17 protein-coding genes are annotated in these 17,354 nt (G+C 65.0%); 11 read left to right on the top strand and 6 right to left on the bottom strand.

Annotation, left to right across the window (positions count from 1 at the left end; genetic code table 11):
* Nucleotides 1–78 precede the first annotated feature (78 nt).
* Complete coding sequence (locus BDOA9_RS20575; protein WP_042336618.1) at nt 79–1,728, bottom strand: cation acetate symporter; 1,650 nt, start codon at nt 1,726–1,728, stop codon at nt 79–81.
* Nucleotides 1,729–1,766: 38 nt separating this feature from the next.
* Complete coding sequence (locus tag BDOA9_RS20570) at nt 1,767–2,069, bottom strand: DUF485 domain-containing protein (RefSeq protein ID WP_082847854.1); 303 nt, start codon at nt 2,067–2,069, stop codon at nt 1,767–1,769.
* A gap of 347 nt (nt 2,070–2,416) precedes the next feature.
* Here BDOA9_RS20570 and BDOA9_RS20565 point away from each other — a divergent pair, with 347 nt between their 5' ends.
* Nucleotides 2,417–3,205 carry a class I SAM-dependent methyltransferase gene (locus tag BDOA9_RS20565; protein WP_025035853.1) on the top strand — a complete coding sequence of 263 codons (789 nt, stop codon included), beginning with the start codon at nt 2,417–2,419 and terminating at the stop codon, nt 3,203–3,205.
* Between the two features lie 46 nt (nt 3,206–3,251).
* On the opposite strand, the gene BDOA9_RS20560 is transcribed toward BDOA9_RS20565, so the two are convergent.
* Entirely contained in the window at nt 3,252–3,722 is a 471-nt protein-coding gene (locus BDOA9_RS20560) for a MarR family winged helix-turn-helix transcriptional regulator (RefSeq protein WP_025035852.1), read from the bottom strand.
* Between the two features lie 103 nt (nt 3,723–3,825).
* Here BDOA9_RS20560 and BDOA9_RS20555 point away from each other — a divergent pair, with 103 nt between their 5' ends.
* The gene (locus BDOA9_RS20555; RefSeq protein WP_025035851.1) at nt 3,826–4,299 is read left to right on the top strand and encodes a hypothetical protein; all 474 of its coding nucleotides are present in this window, start codon (nt 3,826–3,828) and stop codon (nt 4,297–4,299) included.
* 85 nt (nt 4,300–4,384) lie between these two features.
* Here BDOA9_RS20555 and BDOA9_RS20550 read toward each other — a convergent pair whose 3' ends face one another.
* From BDOA9_RS20550 to BDOA9_RS20540, 3 genes are all read right to left on the bottom strand, one after another.
* Nucleotides 4,385–4,867, bottom strand: a complete 483-nt coding sequence (locus tag BDOA9_RS20550) for a hypothetical protein (RefSeq protein WP_025035850.1) — start codon at nt 4,865–4,867, stop codon at nt 4,385–4,387.
* A gap of 258 nt (nt 4,868–5,125) precedes the next feature.
* On the bottom strand, nt 5,126–5,578 hold the full coding sequence (locus BDOA9_RS20545) for a DNA polymerase III subunit chi (RefSeq protein ID WP_025035849.1): 453 nt from the start codon (nt 5,576–5,578) through the stop codon (nt 5,126–5,128).
* A gap of 6 nt (nt 5,579–5,584) precedes the next feature.
* The gene (locus BDOA9_RS20540) at nt 5,585–7,084 is read right to left on the bottom strand and encodes a leucyl aminopeptidase (RefSeq protein ID WP_025035848.1); all 1,500 of its coding nucleotides are present in this window, start codon (nt 7,082–7,084) and stop codon (nt 5,585–5,587) included.
* A gap of 337 nt (nt 7,085–7,421) precedes the next feature.
* Between BDOA9_RS20540 and lptF the strand changes: the two genes are divergently transcribed.
* From lptF to BDOA9_RS20495, 9 genes are all read left to right on the top strand, one after another.
* Entirely contained in the window at nt 7,422–8,588 is a 1,167-nt protein-coding gene (gene lptF, locus BDOA9_RS20535; RefSeq protein ID WP_025035847.1) for an LPS export ABC transporter permease LptF, read from the top strand.
* Nucleotides 8,585–9,682, top strand: coding sequence for an LPS export ABC transporter permease LptG (gene lptG, locus BDOA9_RS20530; protein WP_025035846.1), 1,098 nt, complete (start codon nt 8,585–8,587; stop codon nt 9,680–9,682). Before lptF ends, lptG begins: the two co-directional genes overlap by 4 nt.
* A complete protein-coding gene (locus tag BDOA9_RS20525; protein ID WP_025035845.1) occupies nt 9,682–12,171 on the top strand; it encodes an LPS-assembly protein LptD in 2,490 nt (829 codons plus the stop codon). The genes lptG and BDOA9_RS20525 overlap by 1 nt, the downstream gene beginning before the upstream one ends.
* Before the next feature lie 61 nt (nt 12,172–12,232).
* Complete coding sequence (locus BDOA9_RS20520; RefSeq protein ID WP_025035844.1) at nt 12,233–13,168, top strand: SurA N-terminal domain-containing protein; 936 nt, start codon at nt 12,233–12,235, stop codon at nt 13,166–13,168.
* Nucleotides 13,168–14,205, top strand: coding sequence for a 4-hydroxythreonine-4-phosphate dehydrogenase PdxA (pdxA, locus tag BDOA9_RS20515; protein WP_025035843.1), 1,038 nt, complete (start codon nt 13,168–13,170; stop codon nt 14,203–14,205). Before BDOA9_RS20520 ends, pdxA begins: the two co-directional genes overlap by 1 nt.
* Complete coding sequence (rsmA, locus tag BDOA9_RS20510) at nt 14,205–15,059, top strand: 16S rRNA (adenine(1518)-N(6)/adenine(1519)-N(6))-dimethyltransferase RsmA (RefSeq protein ID WP_025035842.1); 855 nt, start codon at nt 14,205–14,207, stop codon at nt 15,057–15,059. The genes pdxA and rsmA overlap by 1 nt, the downstream gene beginning before the upstream one ends.
* Before the next feature lie 25 nt (nt 15,060–15,084).
* The gene (locus BDOA9_RS20505; RefSeq protein ID WP_025035841.1) at nt 15,085–16,143 is read left to right on the top strand and encodes an alcohol dehydrogenase; all 1,059 of its coding nucleotides are present in this window, start codon (nt 15,085–15,087) and stop codon (nt 16,141–16,143) included.
* Nucleotides 16,144–16,217: 74 nt separating this feature from the next.
* Nucleotides 16,218–16,454, top strand: coding sequence for a hypothetical protein (locus tag BDOA9_RS20500; protein ID WP_025035840.1), 237 nt, complete (start codon nt 16,218–16,220; stop codon nt 16,452–16,454).
* 171 nt (nt 16,455–16,625) lie between these two features.
* The gene (locus BDOA9_RS20495) at nt 16,626–17,345 is read left to right on the top strand and encodes a Crp/Fnr family transcriptional regulator (RefSeq protein ID WP_025035839.1); all 720 of its coding nucleotides are present in this window, start codon (nt 16,626–16,628) and stop codon (nt 17,343–17,345) included.
* Nucleotides 17,346–17,354 lie beyond the last annotated feature (9 nt).

The raw sequence follows: 17,354 nt of genomic DNA, 5'->3' as shown, positions 1-17,354 counted from the left end.
CGGACGAGTCGCACCGGCAGGGCCAACTGAGCCCGCCGGTGCCGAAGCGATATCCCTGGAGCCCCGTTCAGTGAGCCTTCAGTGAGCCGTGGCCGAAGCAGCTCCGATACCGGTCTGGGACCGGACATATTGCGCATCGAAGCCATCGCGATCGACCGCCGCGCGCTTGCTGCGATCCATCATCGAGACCAGCCAGATCCCCGCAAAGGCGATCGCCATCGAGAACAGCGCCGGATTGTCCAGCTTGATCGGAGCCGAGCCCTTGGCGAAGCCAAGCGTCACCTCCCAGACGGCCGGCGAGAGCACCACACCGACAACCGCGCTGACCAGGCCCAGGAAGCCGCCGACCACGGCTCCCCGCGTCGTCAGGCCCTTCCAGAAGATCGACATCACCAGCACGGGGAAATTGCAGGAGGCCGCGATGGCAAACGCAAGGCCGACCATGAAGGCGACGTTCTGGTTCTCGAACACGATGCCGAGGAAGATCGCGAGCACGCCGAGCACCAGGGTCGCGATCTTCGACACGCGGATCTCGTCCTGCTCATTCGCGTTTCCGCCCTTGATCACCATGCCGTAGAGATCGTGGCTGATGGAGGATGCCCCCGCCAGAGCCAGCCCCGAGACGACGGCCAGGATCGTCGCGAAGGCGACGGCCGAGATGAAGCCAAGGAACAGATTGCCGCCCACGGCGTTCGCGAGGTGAATCGCCGCCATGTTGGAGCCGCCCTTGATCGCCGCGATTCCGCTCTTGGTCTTCTCGAGGATGCTGCCATCCAGGAACATCGCATCGGTCGACACCAGCGTGATCGCGCCGAAGCCGATGATGAAGGTCAGGATATAGAAGTAGCCGATGAAGCCGGTGGCGTAGAACACCGACTTGCGGGCAGCCTGGGCGTCCTTCACGGTGAAGAAGCGCATCAGGATATGAGGCAGGCCCGCCGTTCCGAACATCAGCGCCAGGCCGAGCGAGACAGCCGAGAGCGGATTGGAGATCAGGGTGCCGGGTTCCATGATCGCGAGCTTCTTGGGATGCACTTCGGTTGCCTTGGTGAACAGGGCTTCCGGGCTGAACCCGAACTTGTAGAGGACGGCTCCGGCCATGAACGTCGCCCCCGAGAGCAGCAGCACCGCCTTGATGATCTGCACCCACGTCGTCGCTTTCATGCCGCCGAACGTCACGTAGATCATCATCAGGCCGCCGACCAGGACGACTGCGATCCAGTAATCGAGACCGAACAACAGCTGGATCAGCTTGCCGGCTCCGACCATCTGCGCGATCAGGTAGAACGCGACAGTCACCAGCGAGCCGCATGCCGCCAGGATCCGGATCTCGGTCTGCCCGAGACGAAACGAGGTGACGTCGGCAAAGGTGAACTTTCCGAGATTGCGCAACTGCTCGGCGATCAGAAAGGTGACGATCGGCCATCCCACGAGCCAGCCGACCGAATAGATCAGGCCGTCGTAGCCCGAGGTGTAGACGAGACCCGATATGCCGAGGAACGAGGCCGCCGACATGTAGTCGCCTGCGATCGCAAGCCCGTTCTGGAAGCCCGTGATTCCGCCGCCGGCCGAGTAGAAATCCGCAGCCGATGCGGTCCTCTTGGCGGCCCAATAGGTGATGGCGAGCGTCAGCCCGACGAACCCGACGAACATGCCGATCGCCGCCCAGTTGGTCGCCTGCTTCGCGCCGCCCTCGACGGCGCCGGCCGCGAGCGCGATGGCGGGCATACTTGCGAGCAGAATTGCCGATGGCCAGGCGAATTTCTTCACGAGCGGTTCTCCTCGACAATCTTGCGGATGAGTACGTCGTAGCTGGAATTCGCCCGACGGACGTAGATGCCCGTCAGCACAAAGGCGAGCACGATGACGGACAGTCCGACCGGAATACCGACCGTCGTCACGCCGCTGCCCAATGGTATTCCCAGAAACTTGGGAGCGTAGGCGACCAGCAGGATGAAGCCGAAATAGATGACAAGCATGATCGCCGACAACAGCCAGCCCAGCGACGAGCGCCGGCGCACCAGCTCCTGGTAATTCGGGTCGCGTTCAATCTTTGCGAGGTTGCTCACATCAATGATCCCTGGAATGTTTCTCTGAAATTCTTGCCATGACGGCAGCCCCTTCTCTCGGGGAGCTGTCCCAGCTTGCACCGGCGGACGACCGAGCCCCATGATCCAGATCAAGGACGGTCGATCCTCGTGCGATGTGGCTGGCGGCGCCGCGTCAATCGGAAATATCCGGGCCTGCCGACGAAATGCCCGTGTCGCCTGCGCGTATTTGGGGTTAGGCTGGACGCAATTTGCGTCAGCGCATTGCGGTTGACCCGGCCCTACGGTCGAGAACGATCGGCATTTTCAGCACAAGCGATTTCCAGTCCAAGCGATATGCAAACAAGGAATGATGAAGGGATATCTCGATGTCGACACCCGAACCGATCAAGTTCACCGACGGTGCGGCTTACGAGCGCTTCATGTCGCCCTGGAGCCGATCGGCCGGCAATCTGTTCCTCGACTGGCTCGCGCCCCGTCCGGGACTGGCCTGGGTGGATGTTGGCGCCGGCAACGGCGCGTTCACCGAACTCCTTCTTGCAAGATCGGCCCCTTCATCGGTTTGCGCAATTGATCCCTCCGATGCCCAGATTGCCACGGCGCGCGAAAAATTGGCGGCAAAGCCGGTCGAACTCTCGATCGGCGACGCGATGGCCCTTCCCTATGAGCCCAACCGCTTCGACATCGCCGTGATGGCGCTGGTGTTGTTCTTCGTTCCCGATCCGCGCAAGGGCGCCGCGGAAATGGTCCGCGTCACCAAACCCGGCGGCCTGGTCGCGTCCTACACTTGGGACATTTTGCGCGGCGGCACGCCCACGCAACCATTGTGGGAGGAGCTGGATGCGCTTGGCATTCCGACAGCGCGGCCGCCGAGTGCAGACATCTCGCGTTTCGAGGCACTGAAGGCGCTCTGGGCCGAGCTCGGTCTGCGCGATATCGAAACCCGTGAGCTGGTCGTCGAGCGAACGTTCCCTGACTTCGACGACTACTGGCTGTCCATGGTCGTGAGCAGCCCGACCGGCATCGTGGGAAAACTATCGCAAGCCGAGAGCGCGGAGCTCAAGCATCGCCTCCAGGCGCGACTGCCGGCAAGCGCGAGCGGGGCGATCACCTTTCATGCCTCGGCGACTGCGATCAAGGGCCGCAAAGCGGCTTGAAGACCTGCGCGGCTCGGGTGTCGCCCGACCTTGCCATTCGCCCACCTTACGTCTGCGCCTCGACGTCGCTCTCGAGCTTGGTCCGCAAGGCCGCGACGATGCGATGAACCGTTTGCAGATCCTTGACCGCAAGCCCTTCGGACAGGCTGTTGACCCACGGCATCTGCAAAGCCATCGCAGCATCGAAAGCGCGCCGCCCCTTGTCGGTGAGGACGACGAGCTGCGCCCGGCGGTGATGCGGATTGGCCTCGAATGCAACGAGGCCTTCCGCGTGGAGGTCGTTGACGATCCGCTGCACGTTCTGGCGATTGCCGCCGAGATCGCGGGCGAGCCAGGCCACGGGCTGGGGCCGCTCCACCTGCACGATGGCGCCGAGAATTTGCCAGCGGGCGCTGGTGAGCCCGAGCGGGGCCACCAGGCGGTCCCCTGCGGTCAGGAGCAGGCTGTTCAGCCGGAACAAGTCGAGCATGAGGTTCGTCAGAGCATCGCCGGCCGGCGTCCGTCGGGATTTTCGCATCTGTCACCATAGACAGTTATTGACATCATGATGTCAATTTACTAGATTTCTTATAGTACCAGATTGACACCATAAAACCATCTCGACGGAGGTCGTCAGGCCGATGACCAGGACCATCCACCCGGTCGCGGGAGCGGTCGCACTGACGATCATTGCGACCTTCTGGCTGTCCACGGCTCTCACCGAGCTATTCGCCTCACACCAGACCATAGCCATGGTGAAGACCGCCATACCGTGGGGCTTCCTGTTGCTCGTTCCGATGCTTGCGGCGGCGGGAGGCTCGGGATTCGTCCTGGCAAAGGAGCGGCGCGCCGGCCTGATCGGTGCGAAGATCAAGCGTATGCCGTTCATCGCCGGCAACGGCATCCTGGTTCTGGTTCCGGCCGCGTTGTTTCTTGCCTCCAAGGCGAAGGCCGCGGAGTTCGACACCACGTTCTACGCCGTGCAGAGTCTCGAACTGTTTGCCGGCGCGACGAACATCGGTCTTCTCGGCCTCAACATGCGTGACGGCTTCAGGATGAAGGGCCGTTTCCGCGGCCGCCAGCCGGATCGCTTCAATACCGAGCCGATCCTCTGAGTGCCGCCGCCGACCCGCATCGAGTCCGCCCCTCACGTCCAGGATCGAGGATTCTTCGGGTCACTGCGGCGCAGGCGTCCCCCGCCTACGCGTGCTTCTTCTTCGGCTTGGCCGCCCTCGGCACCGGCTGCGGGTCCGGATTGCCTTCGATCGAGGACAGACGTCCGGCCGTGAACGTATAGATGCCCGCGCGCGGGCCGGTGCTCCAGGTCACCACGGCGACGCGGCGGCCGGCGGCATCGTTGGAGAGGTTGACGCTCGAGGGCACCCCGATGCCGCGCACCACGTCGCATTCGGTATGGCCGAGCGCGACCGTGCCGCCCATCGGCGCGGCCGTGGTCGAGGCATTGGCATCGGCCGGCCCGGGCGGCGGCGCCATGCCGGGACAGCCGCCGTCGGCGCTGACGAGGTCCTCAGGTCCCACAGGCTTTTCGGGCGTCAGCGGCGGCGATTCGATCGAGATGCTCTTGATGAACAGCCGGCTGGGCGTGTTGAACCATTGTGCGTCCTTCGACAGCAGATCGGACGCGCCCGAGCAGCCGGCGAGCAGCGGAGCTGCGGCAGCCAAAGCAACTATGAGCGAGCCGGGAAGCTTTTGATGTCGCACGATAAACGAATTCCCCGCGTGAAGGACCAGCCCTAAGCGATTGTCCCAACATCCCTTTGCGGCACGAAGGTGGCCGAAGCCAGTATCGCCCGAAAAGTGCAAATTATCATTAATTGCGGCTAGAGCTTAGGTTCTGATTGAATCAGAACCTAAGCTCTAGATTCTTGTTTTGACGCGTTTTCTTCACGCGAACCGGTGTCCACTTCGCTCGAAAACGCTCTAATTGCGCTTCTGCCACCGGCCGCGGTCGTCAGCCTGCCAATAGGTGACATCAAATCCCTTCGCCTTGCAATCCGTCCAGGCCGTGCGGGCGAGCGCAAGCGCGTCGGGATCGTCGCCGTTGAACAGCAGCACCATGCGCTCGTAACCCTCCGCATCCTCCGGCAGCGCGGCGCTGTCGACCAGGAAGCGGACATTGGCCGCATTGGGATTGCCGCCCTCGATCGCCAGCACGATCGGCTGGTCGGCAACATCGTTCACCCGCCATGTCGCGTGCGGCAGGAACGAATCGTCGCGATAGGTCCACAAATGCGAATCGAGCGCATCCGCACGCTCCTCCGAGGTCGACTGCACCACGACGCGCCAGCCGCGCTCGAGCGATTTCTCCAGAAGCGGCGGCAACACGTCCTCCACCGTCTTGTCTTGCAGATGGTAGAACAGCACTTCAGTCATGTCGGGTCATTTGCGCTCGTAATGGTCCGCGACCAGGCGGTCGAGCAGGCGGACGCCGTAGCCGCTGCCCCAGCTCTGGTTGATGTCGGTCTTCGGCGCCCCCATCGCGGTGCCGGCGATGTCGAGATGGGCCCAGGGCACGTTGTCGACGAAGCGCTGCAGGAATTGCGCGGCGGTGATCGAGCCGCCATGGCGGCCGCCGGTGTTCTTCATGTCGGCAAACTGGGAATCGATCAGCTTGTCGTATTCGGGGCCGAGCGGCATGCGCCAGACCTTCTCGCCGCTCTCGGCTCCGGCGGTGAGCAGCCGGTCGGCCAGCTCGTCGTTGTTGGAGAACATGCCGGCATGCTCGGTGCCGAGCGCCACCATGATCGCGCCGGTCAGCGTCGCAAGATCCACCATGAATTTCGGCTTCACCTTCTTGGCGACGTACCAGAGCACGTCGGCGAGCACGAGGCGGCCCTCGGCGTCGGTGTTGATGATCTCGATGGTCTGGCCGGACATCGAGGTGACGATGTCGCCCGGCCGCTGCGCATTGCCGTCGGGCATGTTCTCGACGAGACCGATGGCGCCGACCGCGTTGACCTTCGCCTTGCGCGCCGCGAGCGCATGCATCAGGCCGACGACGCAGGCCGCTCCCCCCATGTCGCCCTTCATGTCCTCCATGCTGCCGGCCGGCTTGATCGAGATGCCGCCGGTGTCGAAGCAGACGCCCTTGCCGACGAAGGCAACCGGGGCCTCCCCTTTCTTGCCGCCGTCCCAGCGCATGATCACGGTGCGGCTCGGCCGCGCCGAGCCCTGGCCGACGCCGAGCAGCGCGCCCATGCCGAGCTTCTGCATGGCCTTGACGTCGAGCACCTCGACCTTGACGCCGAGCTTGCGGAGCTGACCGGCTCTGCGGGCGAATTCCTCCGGGAAAAGCACGTTCGGCGGCTCGTTGACGAGGTCGCGGGCGATGATCACGCCGTCGACGACGTGCCCGGCCGCGGCGAACGCCTTCTTCGCCGCACCGGCATCGCCGACCGCAAGCGAGACGTCGGCGCGCGCGCCGCCCTCCTCGCCGTCCTTCTTCCTGGTCTTGTAGCGATCGAACTTGTAAGCGCGCAAGCGCAGGCCCGAGGCGATCGCGACCGCCTGCTCGCTCGTCATGGCGCCGCCCGGCAGCTCCGCCAGGATGGTCATGGCACTGGTGCCGGCGGGCAGCTTGCCGGCCGCCACCCCGCCGAACTTGAGGAAATCATTGGCCTTGAGATTGGTCGCCTTGCCGGCGCCGATCACGATCAGCCGGGTCGCCTTCACCCCCTCCGGTGCCAGAATGTCCAGCGCAGCCGCGCTCTTGCCCTTGAACGCGGCCGCAGCCGCAGCGCGCTTCACAATTTCGGCAGCGCCACCCAGCGCCTTGGCCGTCGCCGGACCGAGCTTCAGGCCATCGTCGCAGAACACGACCAGGATGCCACGGGGGGCGGCAGACAACGGGACAAAGCCGACCTTGATGGCATCGGACATGGATAACTCCTCCAAAACATGGGGTTTTTCGTCGTTCGTGGGTTCCAGCCAGAAACCGGAGCTGAACGGCGATTCACTGAGGCTTCCCCCACTATGGGCCAGCGGCCAGCCCCGTGCCAAGGCCGCCGTGGCCGCGAGGCCACAACGGGCGAAATATTAACCATATAATGACGGTGCCACGGGGCAGCCATTTTGTTGACGGATCAAAGGGATGGTAGTGAGAGAATGAACCGCCGGAAGAGCTGTCGGCCGACCTTGGGGATCCCCTGACGGGGATGGGTCGGACCGCCGGAATTCCGGCCGACATTGGGGACTTGGTGGGTACGTGCGGTAGCGCATGGGGTCGATCGACAGGTATATCTTCCGCACGACGCTGGCGTCGTTTGCGCTGGTCCTGGTCAGCCTCACCGGCGTGATCTGGATTACGCAGGCGTTGCGCGGCATCGACCTGATGACGAGCCAGGGCCAGACCATCCTCACCTTCCTCGGCATCACCAGCCTCGTGATTCCGGCCCTGGTCCTGATCATCGCGCCGATCGCGCTGATGATCGCGATCTCGCACACGCTGAACAAGCTCGCGACCGATTCCGAGATCATCGTGATGAATGCGGCCGGCTTCTCGCCGATCCGGCTGTTCGTTCCGTTCTTCTATGCCACCTGCGTGGTGGCGCTGCTGGTCGCCTTCATCGCGGCCTATCTCTCCCCTGACGGCATGCGGCGCATCAAGCAATGGGATGCCGAGATCACCGCCGACGTGCTCACCAACATCCTGCAGCCCGGCCGCTTCGCCCGGCTTGACGAGAACCTCACGATCCGGATTCGCGAACGCAAGCCGGGCGGCATCCTCGCCGGCATCTTCATCGACGACCGCCGCGATCCGAACGAGCGCGTCTCGATCGTCGCCGAGCACGGCGAGGTCGTGAAGAACGAGACCGGCTCGTTCCTGGTGCTGGAGACCGGCAATCTCCAGCGCTTCGAGGCGGGCAAGCGCGATCCGGCGCTGGTGGCCTTCGGCCGCTACGGCTTCGACATGTCGAAATTCGCCAAGGGCCGCGACGTCACCCTCGGCATCCGCGAGCGCTATCTCTGGGAGCTGCTGTCGCCGTCCGAGAACGATCCCGTCTACAAGCAGATTCCAGGGCAGTTCCGCGCGGCCCTGCATGACAGCCTGCTCGCGCCGATCTATCCGTTCGCCTTTGCCGTGCTGACCTTTGCCTTCCTCGGAGCGCCGCGCACCACGCGCCAGAGCCGTAACTTCTCGATCGCCTCGTCGATCGTCGCGGTGTTCGGCCTGCGCATGGCCGGTTTTGCCTGCTCGGTGATGGCGGTGAAGTCGCCGAGCCCGGTGCTGGTCCAGTATGCGATGGTTTTCGGCGCGATCGGCGCCGGGCTGTGGATGATCATCCGCGGTGTCGTGGTCGAGCCGCCTCCCGGCCTGATGGAGGCCATCAACAGGTCGAACGCACGGATCGCGCGGCTGTTCGGACGTCCGGCCACCGCATGAGCATGCTCACCAACACGCTCGGGCGCTATTTCGCCGGCCGCTTCGTGGTCGCCGCGCTCGGCGTCTTCGGCGGCATTTTCCTGCTGCTGGTGCTGGTCGACTACATCGAGATGGTGCGCAAGACCTCGGGGCTCGCCTCCGCCTCCGCGATCATGGTGGCCGAGACCTCGCTGTTCCGGGTGCCGCAGCTTTTGGAGAAGCTGACGCCGTTCTGCATGTTGATCGGCGCCATGACCTGCTATCTCGCCCTCTCCCGCCGGCTCGAGCTCGTGGTGGCGCGCGCCGCGGGCATCTCGGCCTGGCAGTTCATCTCGCCGGCGCTCGGCAGTGCGCTGCTGATCGGGGTGATCGCCACCGTCGCCTACAATCCGATGTCGGCCAATTTGCGCGAGCTGTCCAAGCGCATGGAGGCCGAGCTGTTCGGCTCGGCGCCCGGCGGCGGCATTCAGGATGCCTCGGGCTTCTGGCTCAACCAGGTCACGAGCGACGGCCAGACCATCATCAATGCGGCGCGCAGCGAGCAGCAGGGCATCCGGCTCACCGGGCTGACGCTGTTCCGGTTCGACGCGGACCAACATTTCAAGGAGCGGGTCGAGGCGCGCGAGGCGACGCTGGAGGCCGGCCGCTGGCTGTTCAAGGGCGTCCGCCGCTTCTCGCTGGACGGACCGCCGATCGACCAGGCCACGCTGGAGATTCCGACCACGCTGACCGAGGCGCAGGTCCGCAACAGCTTTTCCACCCCCGAGACTGTGTCCTTTTGGCAACTACCGAGCTACATCCGCTCATCCGAGAGCTCGGGCTTCGCGACAGCCGGATACCGACTCCAGTATCAGAAGCTTCTGGCACAGCCGTTTTTGCTCGCAGCCATGGTGATGCTTGCGGCCTCCGTGTCGTTGCGCTTCTTCCGGATGGGCGGCGTGCAGAAGATGGTTTTGAGTGGCGTGGGCGCAGGCTTTCTGCTCTACGTTCTGTCGAAAGTGACTGAAGACTTGAGCAAGGCTGAGTTGATGCATCCGATCGCTGCGGCGTGGTTGCCCGTGGTGGTGGGCGGCCTCACCGGCTTTTTGGCCTTGTTGTACCAGGAGGACGGTTAGTGACTGCCGTCCGTCGAGGACCCGTGTCTCGTTTGACGCGGCGCACATGGGTGCGCGCGAACGGGAGCGGCTTGTCCGTCCGCAGGCTCCTGATTGCCGTCGTCGCGGCTGCCTCGCTCGGCGGCTTGATCGACGCTGCCGCGGTAGCACCGGCGCAGGCCCAGGGCTTCACCTACAATCCGCTGCCGCCGCGTCCGAAGCCGCCGAGGGCCCCCAACGACAACCAGATGCTGGTTCAGGCCACCGAGGTGGACTACGACTACAACAATTCGCGCGTCTCCGCGGTCGGTAACGTGCAGCTGTTCTACAACGGCACCAGCGTCGAGGCCGACCGAGTCATCTACGACCAGAAGACCAAGCGGCTGCATGCCGAAGGCAACATCCGCATGACGGATGCCGACGGCAAGATCACCTATGCCGAGATCCTGGATCTCTCCGACGATTACCGCGACGGTTTCGTCGATTCGCTGCGCGTGGACACGGCCGACCAGACCCGCATGGCCGCGAGCCGCGCCGACCGCTCCAGCGGCAATTACACGGTGTTCGAGAACGGCGTCTACACGGCTTGCGCGCCGTGCAAGGACGATCCGAAGAAGCCGCCGCTGTGGCAGGTCAAGGGTGCCCGCATCATCCACGACCAGCAGGAGAAGATGCTGTATTTCGAGACGGCACAGATCGAGTTCTTCGGCGTGCCGCTCGCCTACATGCCCTATTTCTCGACGCCCGACCCGACCGTGAAGCGCAAATCCGGCTTCCTGATGCCGGGCTATATTTCCGGCACGGAGAACACGGGCTATGGCGTCGAGGTTCCCTATTATTGGGCGATCGCGCCCGACATGGACGCAACCTTCACCCCGCGCTTCTTGTCGCGGCAAGGCGTGCTGCTGCAGGCCGAATTCCGGCAGCGCCTGATCGACGGCGCCTACCAGATCCGCGCCTACGGCATCAACCAGCTCGATCCCGGAGCATTCACCGGGCAGCCCGGCGACCGCGAGTTCCGCGGCGCCATCGACACCAAGGGTCAGTTCGCACTGAACGACAAATGGGTCTGGGGCTGGGACGGCGTCCTGATGTCCGACTATTATTTCTTCTCGGACTACCGGCTCTACCAGTACCGCGATCCGCTCGGCTCGTTCCTGTTGCTGCCGACGGAAGCGCTGTCGCAGCTCTATCTGACCGGCGTCGGCAACCGCAGCTTCTTCGATGCGCGCACGATGTACTGGCTGAGCTATTCGGGTAACCAGAGCCAGGTGCCGATCGTCTACCCGGTGATCGACTATTCCAACGTGCTCAACTATCCCGTCTTCGGCGGCGAGTTCAGCTACAAGACCAATTTCGTCAACCTGTCGCGCGACGAGGCTGTGTTCGACCCGATCACGACGCTCGCCAACACCAACAGCCTGTGCACCACGGCATCGGCCGATCCGCTGGCACGCACGCCCTCGCAGTGCCTGCTGCGCGGCTTTCCCGGCACCTACACCCGCCTCACCGCGGAAGCGCAGTGGCGCAAGTCCTTCACCGACCCGTTCGGCCAGATCTGGACGCCGTTCGCGAGCCTGCGGGCCGACGCGATCAAGTCCTCGGTCTCCAACCAGCCGGGCGTGTCGAACTACCTGCCGGTCGGCGACACCGAGGCGTTCCGCCTGATGCCGACCGTCGGCCTGGAGTACCGCTATCCCTTCATCAACGTTCAGCCCTGGGGCTCGACCACCATCGAGCCAATCGCGCAGATCATCATCCGGCCGAACGAGACCTATGCCGGCAAGCTGCCGAACGAGGACGCCCAGAGCCTGGTGTTCGACGCCTCGAACCTGTTCAGCGTCGACAAGTTCTCCGGCTACGATCGCGTCGAGGGCGGCGGCCGCGCCAATGTCGGCGTGCAGTCCACCACCCAGTTCGACAAGGGCGGCGCGGTCAAGGTGCTGTTCGGCCAGTCCTACCACCTGTTCGGCCTGAACTCCTTCGCGGTCCAGGATTCCATCAATACCGGCCTGAACTCCGGCCTCGACAAGCCGCGGTCCGATTACGTTGCGAGCGTCAATTACTCGCCGAACAGCACCTACACGTTCAGCGTCCGCTCCCGCATGGACGAGCAGACCTGGAACGTGCAGCGCTTCGAGGCGGAAGGTCGCGCCAACTTCAATCGCTGGTCGGTCAGCGTGGTGTACGGCAATTACGCCGCCCAGCCGGAGCTGGGCTATCTGACCCGCCGCGAGGGCATCTTGACGACGGGCTCGCTGAAGGTCGCGACCAACTGGGTGGTGTCGGGCTCGGCGCGCTGGGACCTCGAGGCCAACAAGATCAACCAATATGTGCTCGGTGCCGGCTATGTCGACGATTGCTTCGTGCTGGCGGCGAATTATGTAACTTCGTATAGCTATTCCGCGGGCACCGCACCGCCCACGCTGAGCCATGCGTTCATGTTCCAAATCGGCCTGCGCACGCTCGCGAACTCGTCGACGACCAGCAGTTCCGCCGGCCTCCAGTGAACGGTTTGAAGTGCCGGCCGCGCTTGCCCCATCTCAACGCGGCCGACATGCGAGCAACATCATGACGACGCCATTTCCTGTCTTCCGCCTCCTTCTCGCCATCGCTGCCGGGCTGATGCTGACCGTCCTGCCCTCGCCGTCGCGCGCGCAAAACATCGTTGTGATGGTCAACGGCGATCCGATCACCGATTTCGACATCGAGCAGCGCACCAAGCTCGACCAGCTGTCGACGCAGAAGACGCCGAGCCGGCAGCAAGTCATCAACGAGCTGATCGACGACAAGGTCAAGATCAAGGAAGGCAAGAAATACGGCGTCGATCCCAGCGTCTCCGACATCAACCAGTCCTTTGACGGCATGGCGCAGCGCATGCGCATCACGCCGGATCAGCTTTCCAAATCGCTCGAAACCAAGGGCGTCCGCGCGGAGACGCTGAAGAGCCGCATGCGGGCCGAGATGGTCTGGGGCAGCCTCGTGCGCGGCCGCTTCAAAGAGAAGCTGCTGGTCGGCGAGCGCGACGTCGCGCAGGCCGTGCAGGCGCAGACCGGCGATAAGCTCCAGGTCGAGGGCACCGAGTACAAGATGCAGGCCATCGTGCTGATCGTGCCGCGCGGCTCGTCGGCGGCGTTCCTGGAAACCCGGAAGAAAGAAGCCGAGTCCTATCGCGCCCGCGTCGGAAGCTGCGAGGAGGCCAATTCGCTGTTCCGCTCGACCCCGAACGCGACCATCCGCGACACCGTTACCAAGACCACCGCAGAGCTGCCGGAGCCGCTCCGCAAGGTGCTCGACGACACCCCGATCGGCCACCTGACCGCGCCGGAGATGACCAAGAACGGCATCGAGATGGTGGTGCTGTGCTCGCGCAAGCCGACCATGATCGACACGCCGAAGAAGCGTGAGGTCCGCGAGAAGATGTATCAGGAGAAGTACGAGAAGACGCAGAAGGCCTATCTCGACGAGCTCCGCAAGGCGGCGATGATCGAATATCGCAACCGCTGATGGCCAAGCCCCGCCCAGAGCCCTCCACCACGTCCGCAGCCAAGCCCCTTGCCCTCACCCTGGGAGAGCCCGCCGGCATCGGACCCGACATCACGATCGCGGCCTGGCTCAGGCGGGGCGAGCTGAACCTGCCCGCCTTCTATCTGCTCGGCGACGATGCGCTGATCGCGCGCCGCGCCAAGGCGCTCGGCGCCGAGATCAGGATCGCCGCGGTGAGCCCCGGCGAGGCGACGTCCGCCTTCGCGGATGCCCTGCCCGTGGTCGCGACCGGCGAGCGCGCCACCGCCGAGCCCGGCAAGCCCGATACATCCAGCGCGCCGGCCGCGCTCGCCTCGATCCGGCAGGCGGTCATCGACGTGCGCACAGGCCGTGCCGGCGCCGTCGTCACCAACCCGATCGCCAAGAGCGTGCTCTACCGCGCCGGCTTCCGTCATCCCGGCCACACCGAATTCCTCGCCGAGCTCGCCGCGGAGAGCGGCCGCGTGCCGCAGCCGGTGATGATGCTGTGGTCGCCGCAGCTCGCCGTCGTGCCGGTGACCATCCACGTCTCGCTGCGCGATGCGCTGGGAGAGCTCGCCAGCGAGCTGATCGTCTCGACCGTCCGCATCGTCGCCGCCGAGCTGAAGTCCCGCTTCGGTATCGCAACGCCGCGCATCGCGGTCTCCGGGCTCAATCCCCATGCCGGCGAGGAGGGTTCGCTCGGCCACGAGGAGCAGACAATCATCGCCCCGGCGCTGAAAGTGCTGCGCAACGACGGCATCGAGGCCAGGGGTCCGCTGCCCGCCGATACCATGTTCCACGAGGCGGCGCGACGGAGCTATGATTGCGCGGTCTGCATGTATCACGACCAGGCGCTGATCCCGATCAAGACCGTCGCCTTCGACGACGCGGTGAACGTCACGCTCGGATTGCCGTTCATCCGCACCTCGCCCGATCACGGCACCGCCTTCGACATCGCCGGTACCGGCAAGGCCAATCCGGCGAGCCTGATCGCCGCGCTCAAGCTCGCGAGCCGCATGGCGGCCTCGCAAAGCTGATGAGCGCGATCGACGACCTCCCGCCGCTGCGCGAGGTCATTCGCCAGCACGCGCTGTCGGCGCGCAAATCGCTCGGCCAGAATTTTCTGCTCGATCTCAACCTCACCGCCCGCATCGCGCGCGCGGCCGCGCCGCTGGAAGACTCCACCATCGTCGAGATCGGCCCCGGCCCGGGCGGGCTGACGCGGGCGCTGCTCGCGCTCGGCGCAAGGCGCGTCATCGCCATCGAGCACGACGAGCGCGCGATCCCCGCCTTGCAGGATATTGCCGCGCGCTACCCTGGCAGGCTCGAGATCGTGCATGGCGATGCCATGACCTTCGATCCGCGTCCGCTGCTCTCGGGCGAGCGTGCCAAGATCGTTGCCAACCTGCCCTACAACATCGCGACCCAGCTCCTGATCAACTGGCTCACCATCGAGCCCTGGCCGCCCTGGTACGAGATGATGGTCTTGATGTTCCAGCGCGAGGTCGGCGAGCGCATCGTCGCGCGCGAGGACGAGGAGGCCTATGGCCGGCTCGGCGTGCTCGCCAATTGGCGCTGCGAGACCAAGATCCTGTTCGACATTGCTCCGTCCGCCTTCGTGCCGCCGCCGAAGGTCACCTCCTCCGTCGTACGCCTGAAGCCGCGCCCGGAGCCGCTGCCGTGTGATCGCCGGCTGCTCGAGCAGGTCGCGGCCGCGGCCTTCGGCCAGCGCCGCAAGATGCTTCGGCAAAGCCTGAAATCGCTTCAAGCGGATCCGGCGCGGCTTGCACAAGCCGCCGGCGTCGAGGCGACGCGGCGCGCCGAAACCATCCCCATTGCCGGCTTTGTTGCCATGGCCCGTGAATTGGCCGATATACGCAGCGAAACGTGACAAAGAGAATTTCGGAGGAAGGAATATGGCGTTGATGCGTCGGCAGTCCCTGGTCAAGTTCGATGCGCCCTTGTGCGAGACCATTGTCGAGACGCCCAAGCCGCAAGGACACGAAGTGCTGGTCCGCATCGAGCGCTGCGGCCTCTGCCATTCCGACCTGCACATCCAGGACGGCTATGCCGATCTCGGCGGCGGCAAGAAGCTCGACACCACGCGCGGCATGACGCTGCCCTTCACGCTCGGACACGAGATCGCCGGCGTCGTCGAGGAGACCGGCGCTGACGTCCCGGCCGGCCTTGTCGGCAGCAGGAAGGCGGTGTTTCCGTGGATCGGCTGCGGCCAGTGCCGCGACTGCCGGAACGGCGACGAGAACCTCTGCGTCAAGCAGCGCTTTCTCGGCGTCTCCATCGACGGCGGTTTTGCAACTCACGTCCTGGTGCCGGACGCAAAATACCTGCTCGACTACGATCCCCTGCCGGTCAACCAGGCCGCGACCCTGATGTGCTCCGGCGTCACCGCCTATGGCGCGCTCAAGCGCCTGGTCGACCGTCCGCGCCAGCGCAACCTCTTGCTGATCGGTCTCGGCGGCGTCGGCATGATGGGCCTGTCGTTCGCGCAGGCGATGTTCAAGCAGCCGATCACGGTCGCTGACCTCTCGCCGGCCGCGCGCGAGACCGCCCTCAAGAACGGCGCCGCCGTGGCCTACGATCCGGCCGAGGCCGACGTCATCAAGCGCATCCTGAAGGAGACCGAGGGCGGCTTCGACGAGATCGTCGATTTCGCCGGCAACGAGAAGTCGATGGCCTTTGCCGTCGCGGTAGCCGCGCGCGGCGGCAAGATCGTGGTGTCCGGCCTGATGGGCGGCCAGTTCACGCTGCCGATGGTGCAATGGGTCTACAAGCGCATGACCATCGAAGGTTTCATGGTCGGCACGCTTTCCGAGGCTCACGAGCTGATGGCGCTCGCCCGCGCCGGCAAGATCAAGCCGACGCCGATGCGCGAGGAGCCGATGGGCGACGTGCAGAAATGGATCGACGAATTGCGCGCCGGCAAGGTCGTCGGCCGCATCGTCCTGAAGAACTGACGGAGGCACGGCGGGTCCGACGCAAGTCTCGCCCGCCGCACGGAACGCCTGCGGCCTGCCTGCGTTGGCTGCGCATGTCGATCCGTTGCACCGTCGAAAGCGCATTCTTCATCGCCTGGAGCTGCCTGGAGAAGAGCGGCGAGCTGGGCCTGCCGGATGCCAGCGCGAACTTCCTGCTTGACGCCATCGAGGCCCAGATTCGAACCGGCGAACGCCGGCAGTTGATGCTCGCCAACAGAGCGATCGACGCTTACCGCGCCGCTGCGGCACAAGGCCGACTGACGGGGAAGCGCGAAGTCCGCTGCGGCTGACGGCCCGCGCTGGCGTCGAGCCCGCCGGTCGCTTGACGCCGTGCTCTAGTTTTCGATGCCCGAACCTCCGTTGTGTGCACTTTGGAACCGTCGGTTCCGCCGCGGAAACGTAGCTTTGCCGCTGGCGCCGATTCCCGGCCCGCCCAAGGGAACACGACAAGAGAACACGATGTGACCGGTCGGCCCCAGAACGATCTGCTGCGGCAGCTCAACCACCAGGATTTCGAACTGCTCGCGCCTCACCTCCAGCCGGTAGAGCTCGAGGCGAGCCACGTCCTGCATCACGCCGGCGACGACGTCGCCGCGGTCCATTTTCCATGCGGTCCCGCGCTGGTGTCGTTCGCCGTCCCGGTCGCGGACGATCGCGAGGTCGAAAGCCTGCTGGTGGGGCGCGAGGGTGCGGTGGGCATCGCCGCCGGCCGCAGCCCTTCGCTGGCCTATTCGCGCATGATCGTGAAGCTCGGCGGCACCCTGATGCGGCTGCCGCTGCGCCCGCTCGAGCAGGCACAGCAGAGGTCGGCGACGCTGCAGGAGGCCTTCGCGCGCTATGCCGACTGCCAGTTCGCGCAGCTCTTGCAGACCGCGGCCTGCAACGCTGCGCACTCGATCGAGCAGCGTGCCGCCAAGTGGATCGTCTCCACCCAGGAACATGTCGGCGGCGCCGAGATTCCCCTCACCCACGAGCAGCTCGCCGGCATGCTGGGCGTCTCCCGCAGCTATGCCAGCCGGGTCATCCAGATGTTCAAGGCGCGGCGCATCCTCGCGACCCGCCGCGGCGCCATCCTGATCCTCGACGCCGCAGCGCTCGAAGCAAGGGCCTGCTGCTGCAACGATTGGGTGAAGAAGCATTTCGACGAGGTGCGGGGTGGAGCGGCAACCGCAGCGGGCTGACGCCTCAAT

This window comes from Bradyrhizobium sp. DOA9, from assembly GCF_000617845.2.
GTDB lineage: Bacteria > Pseudomonadota > Alphaproteobacteria > Rhizobiales > Xanthobacteraceae > Bradyrhizobium.
Note: the sequence above shows the minus strand (reverse complement) of the source record. Positions and strands in the feature narration are given on the sequence as shown.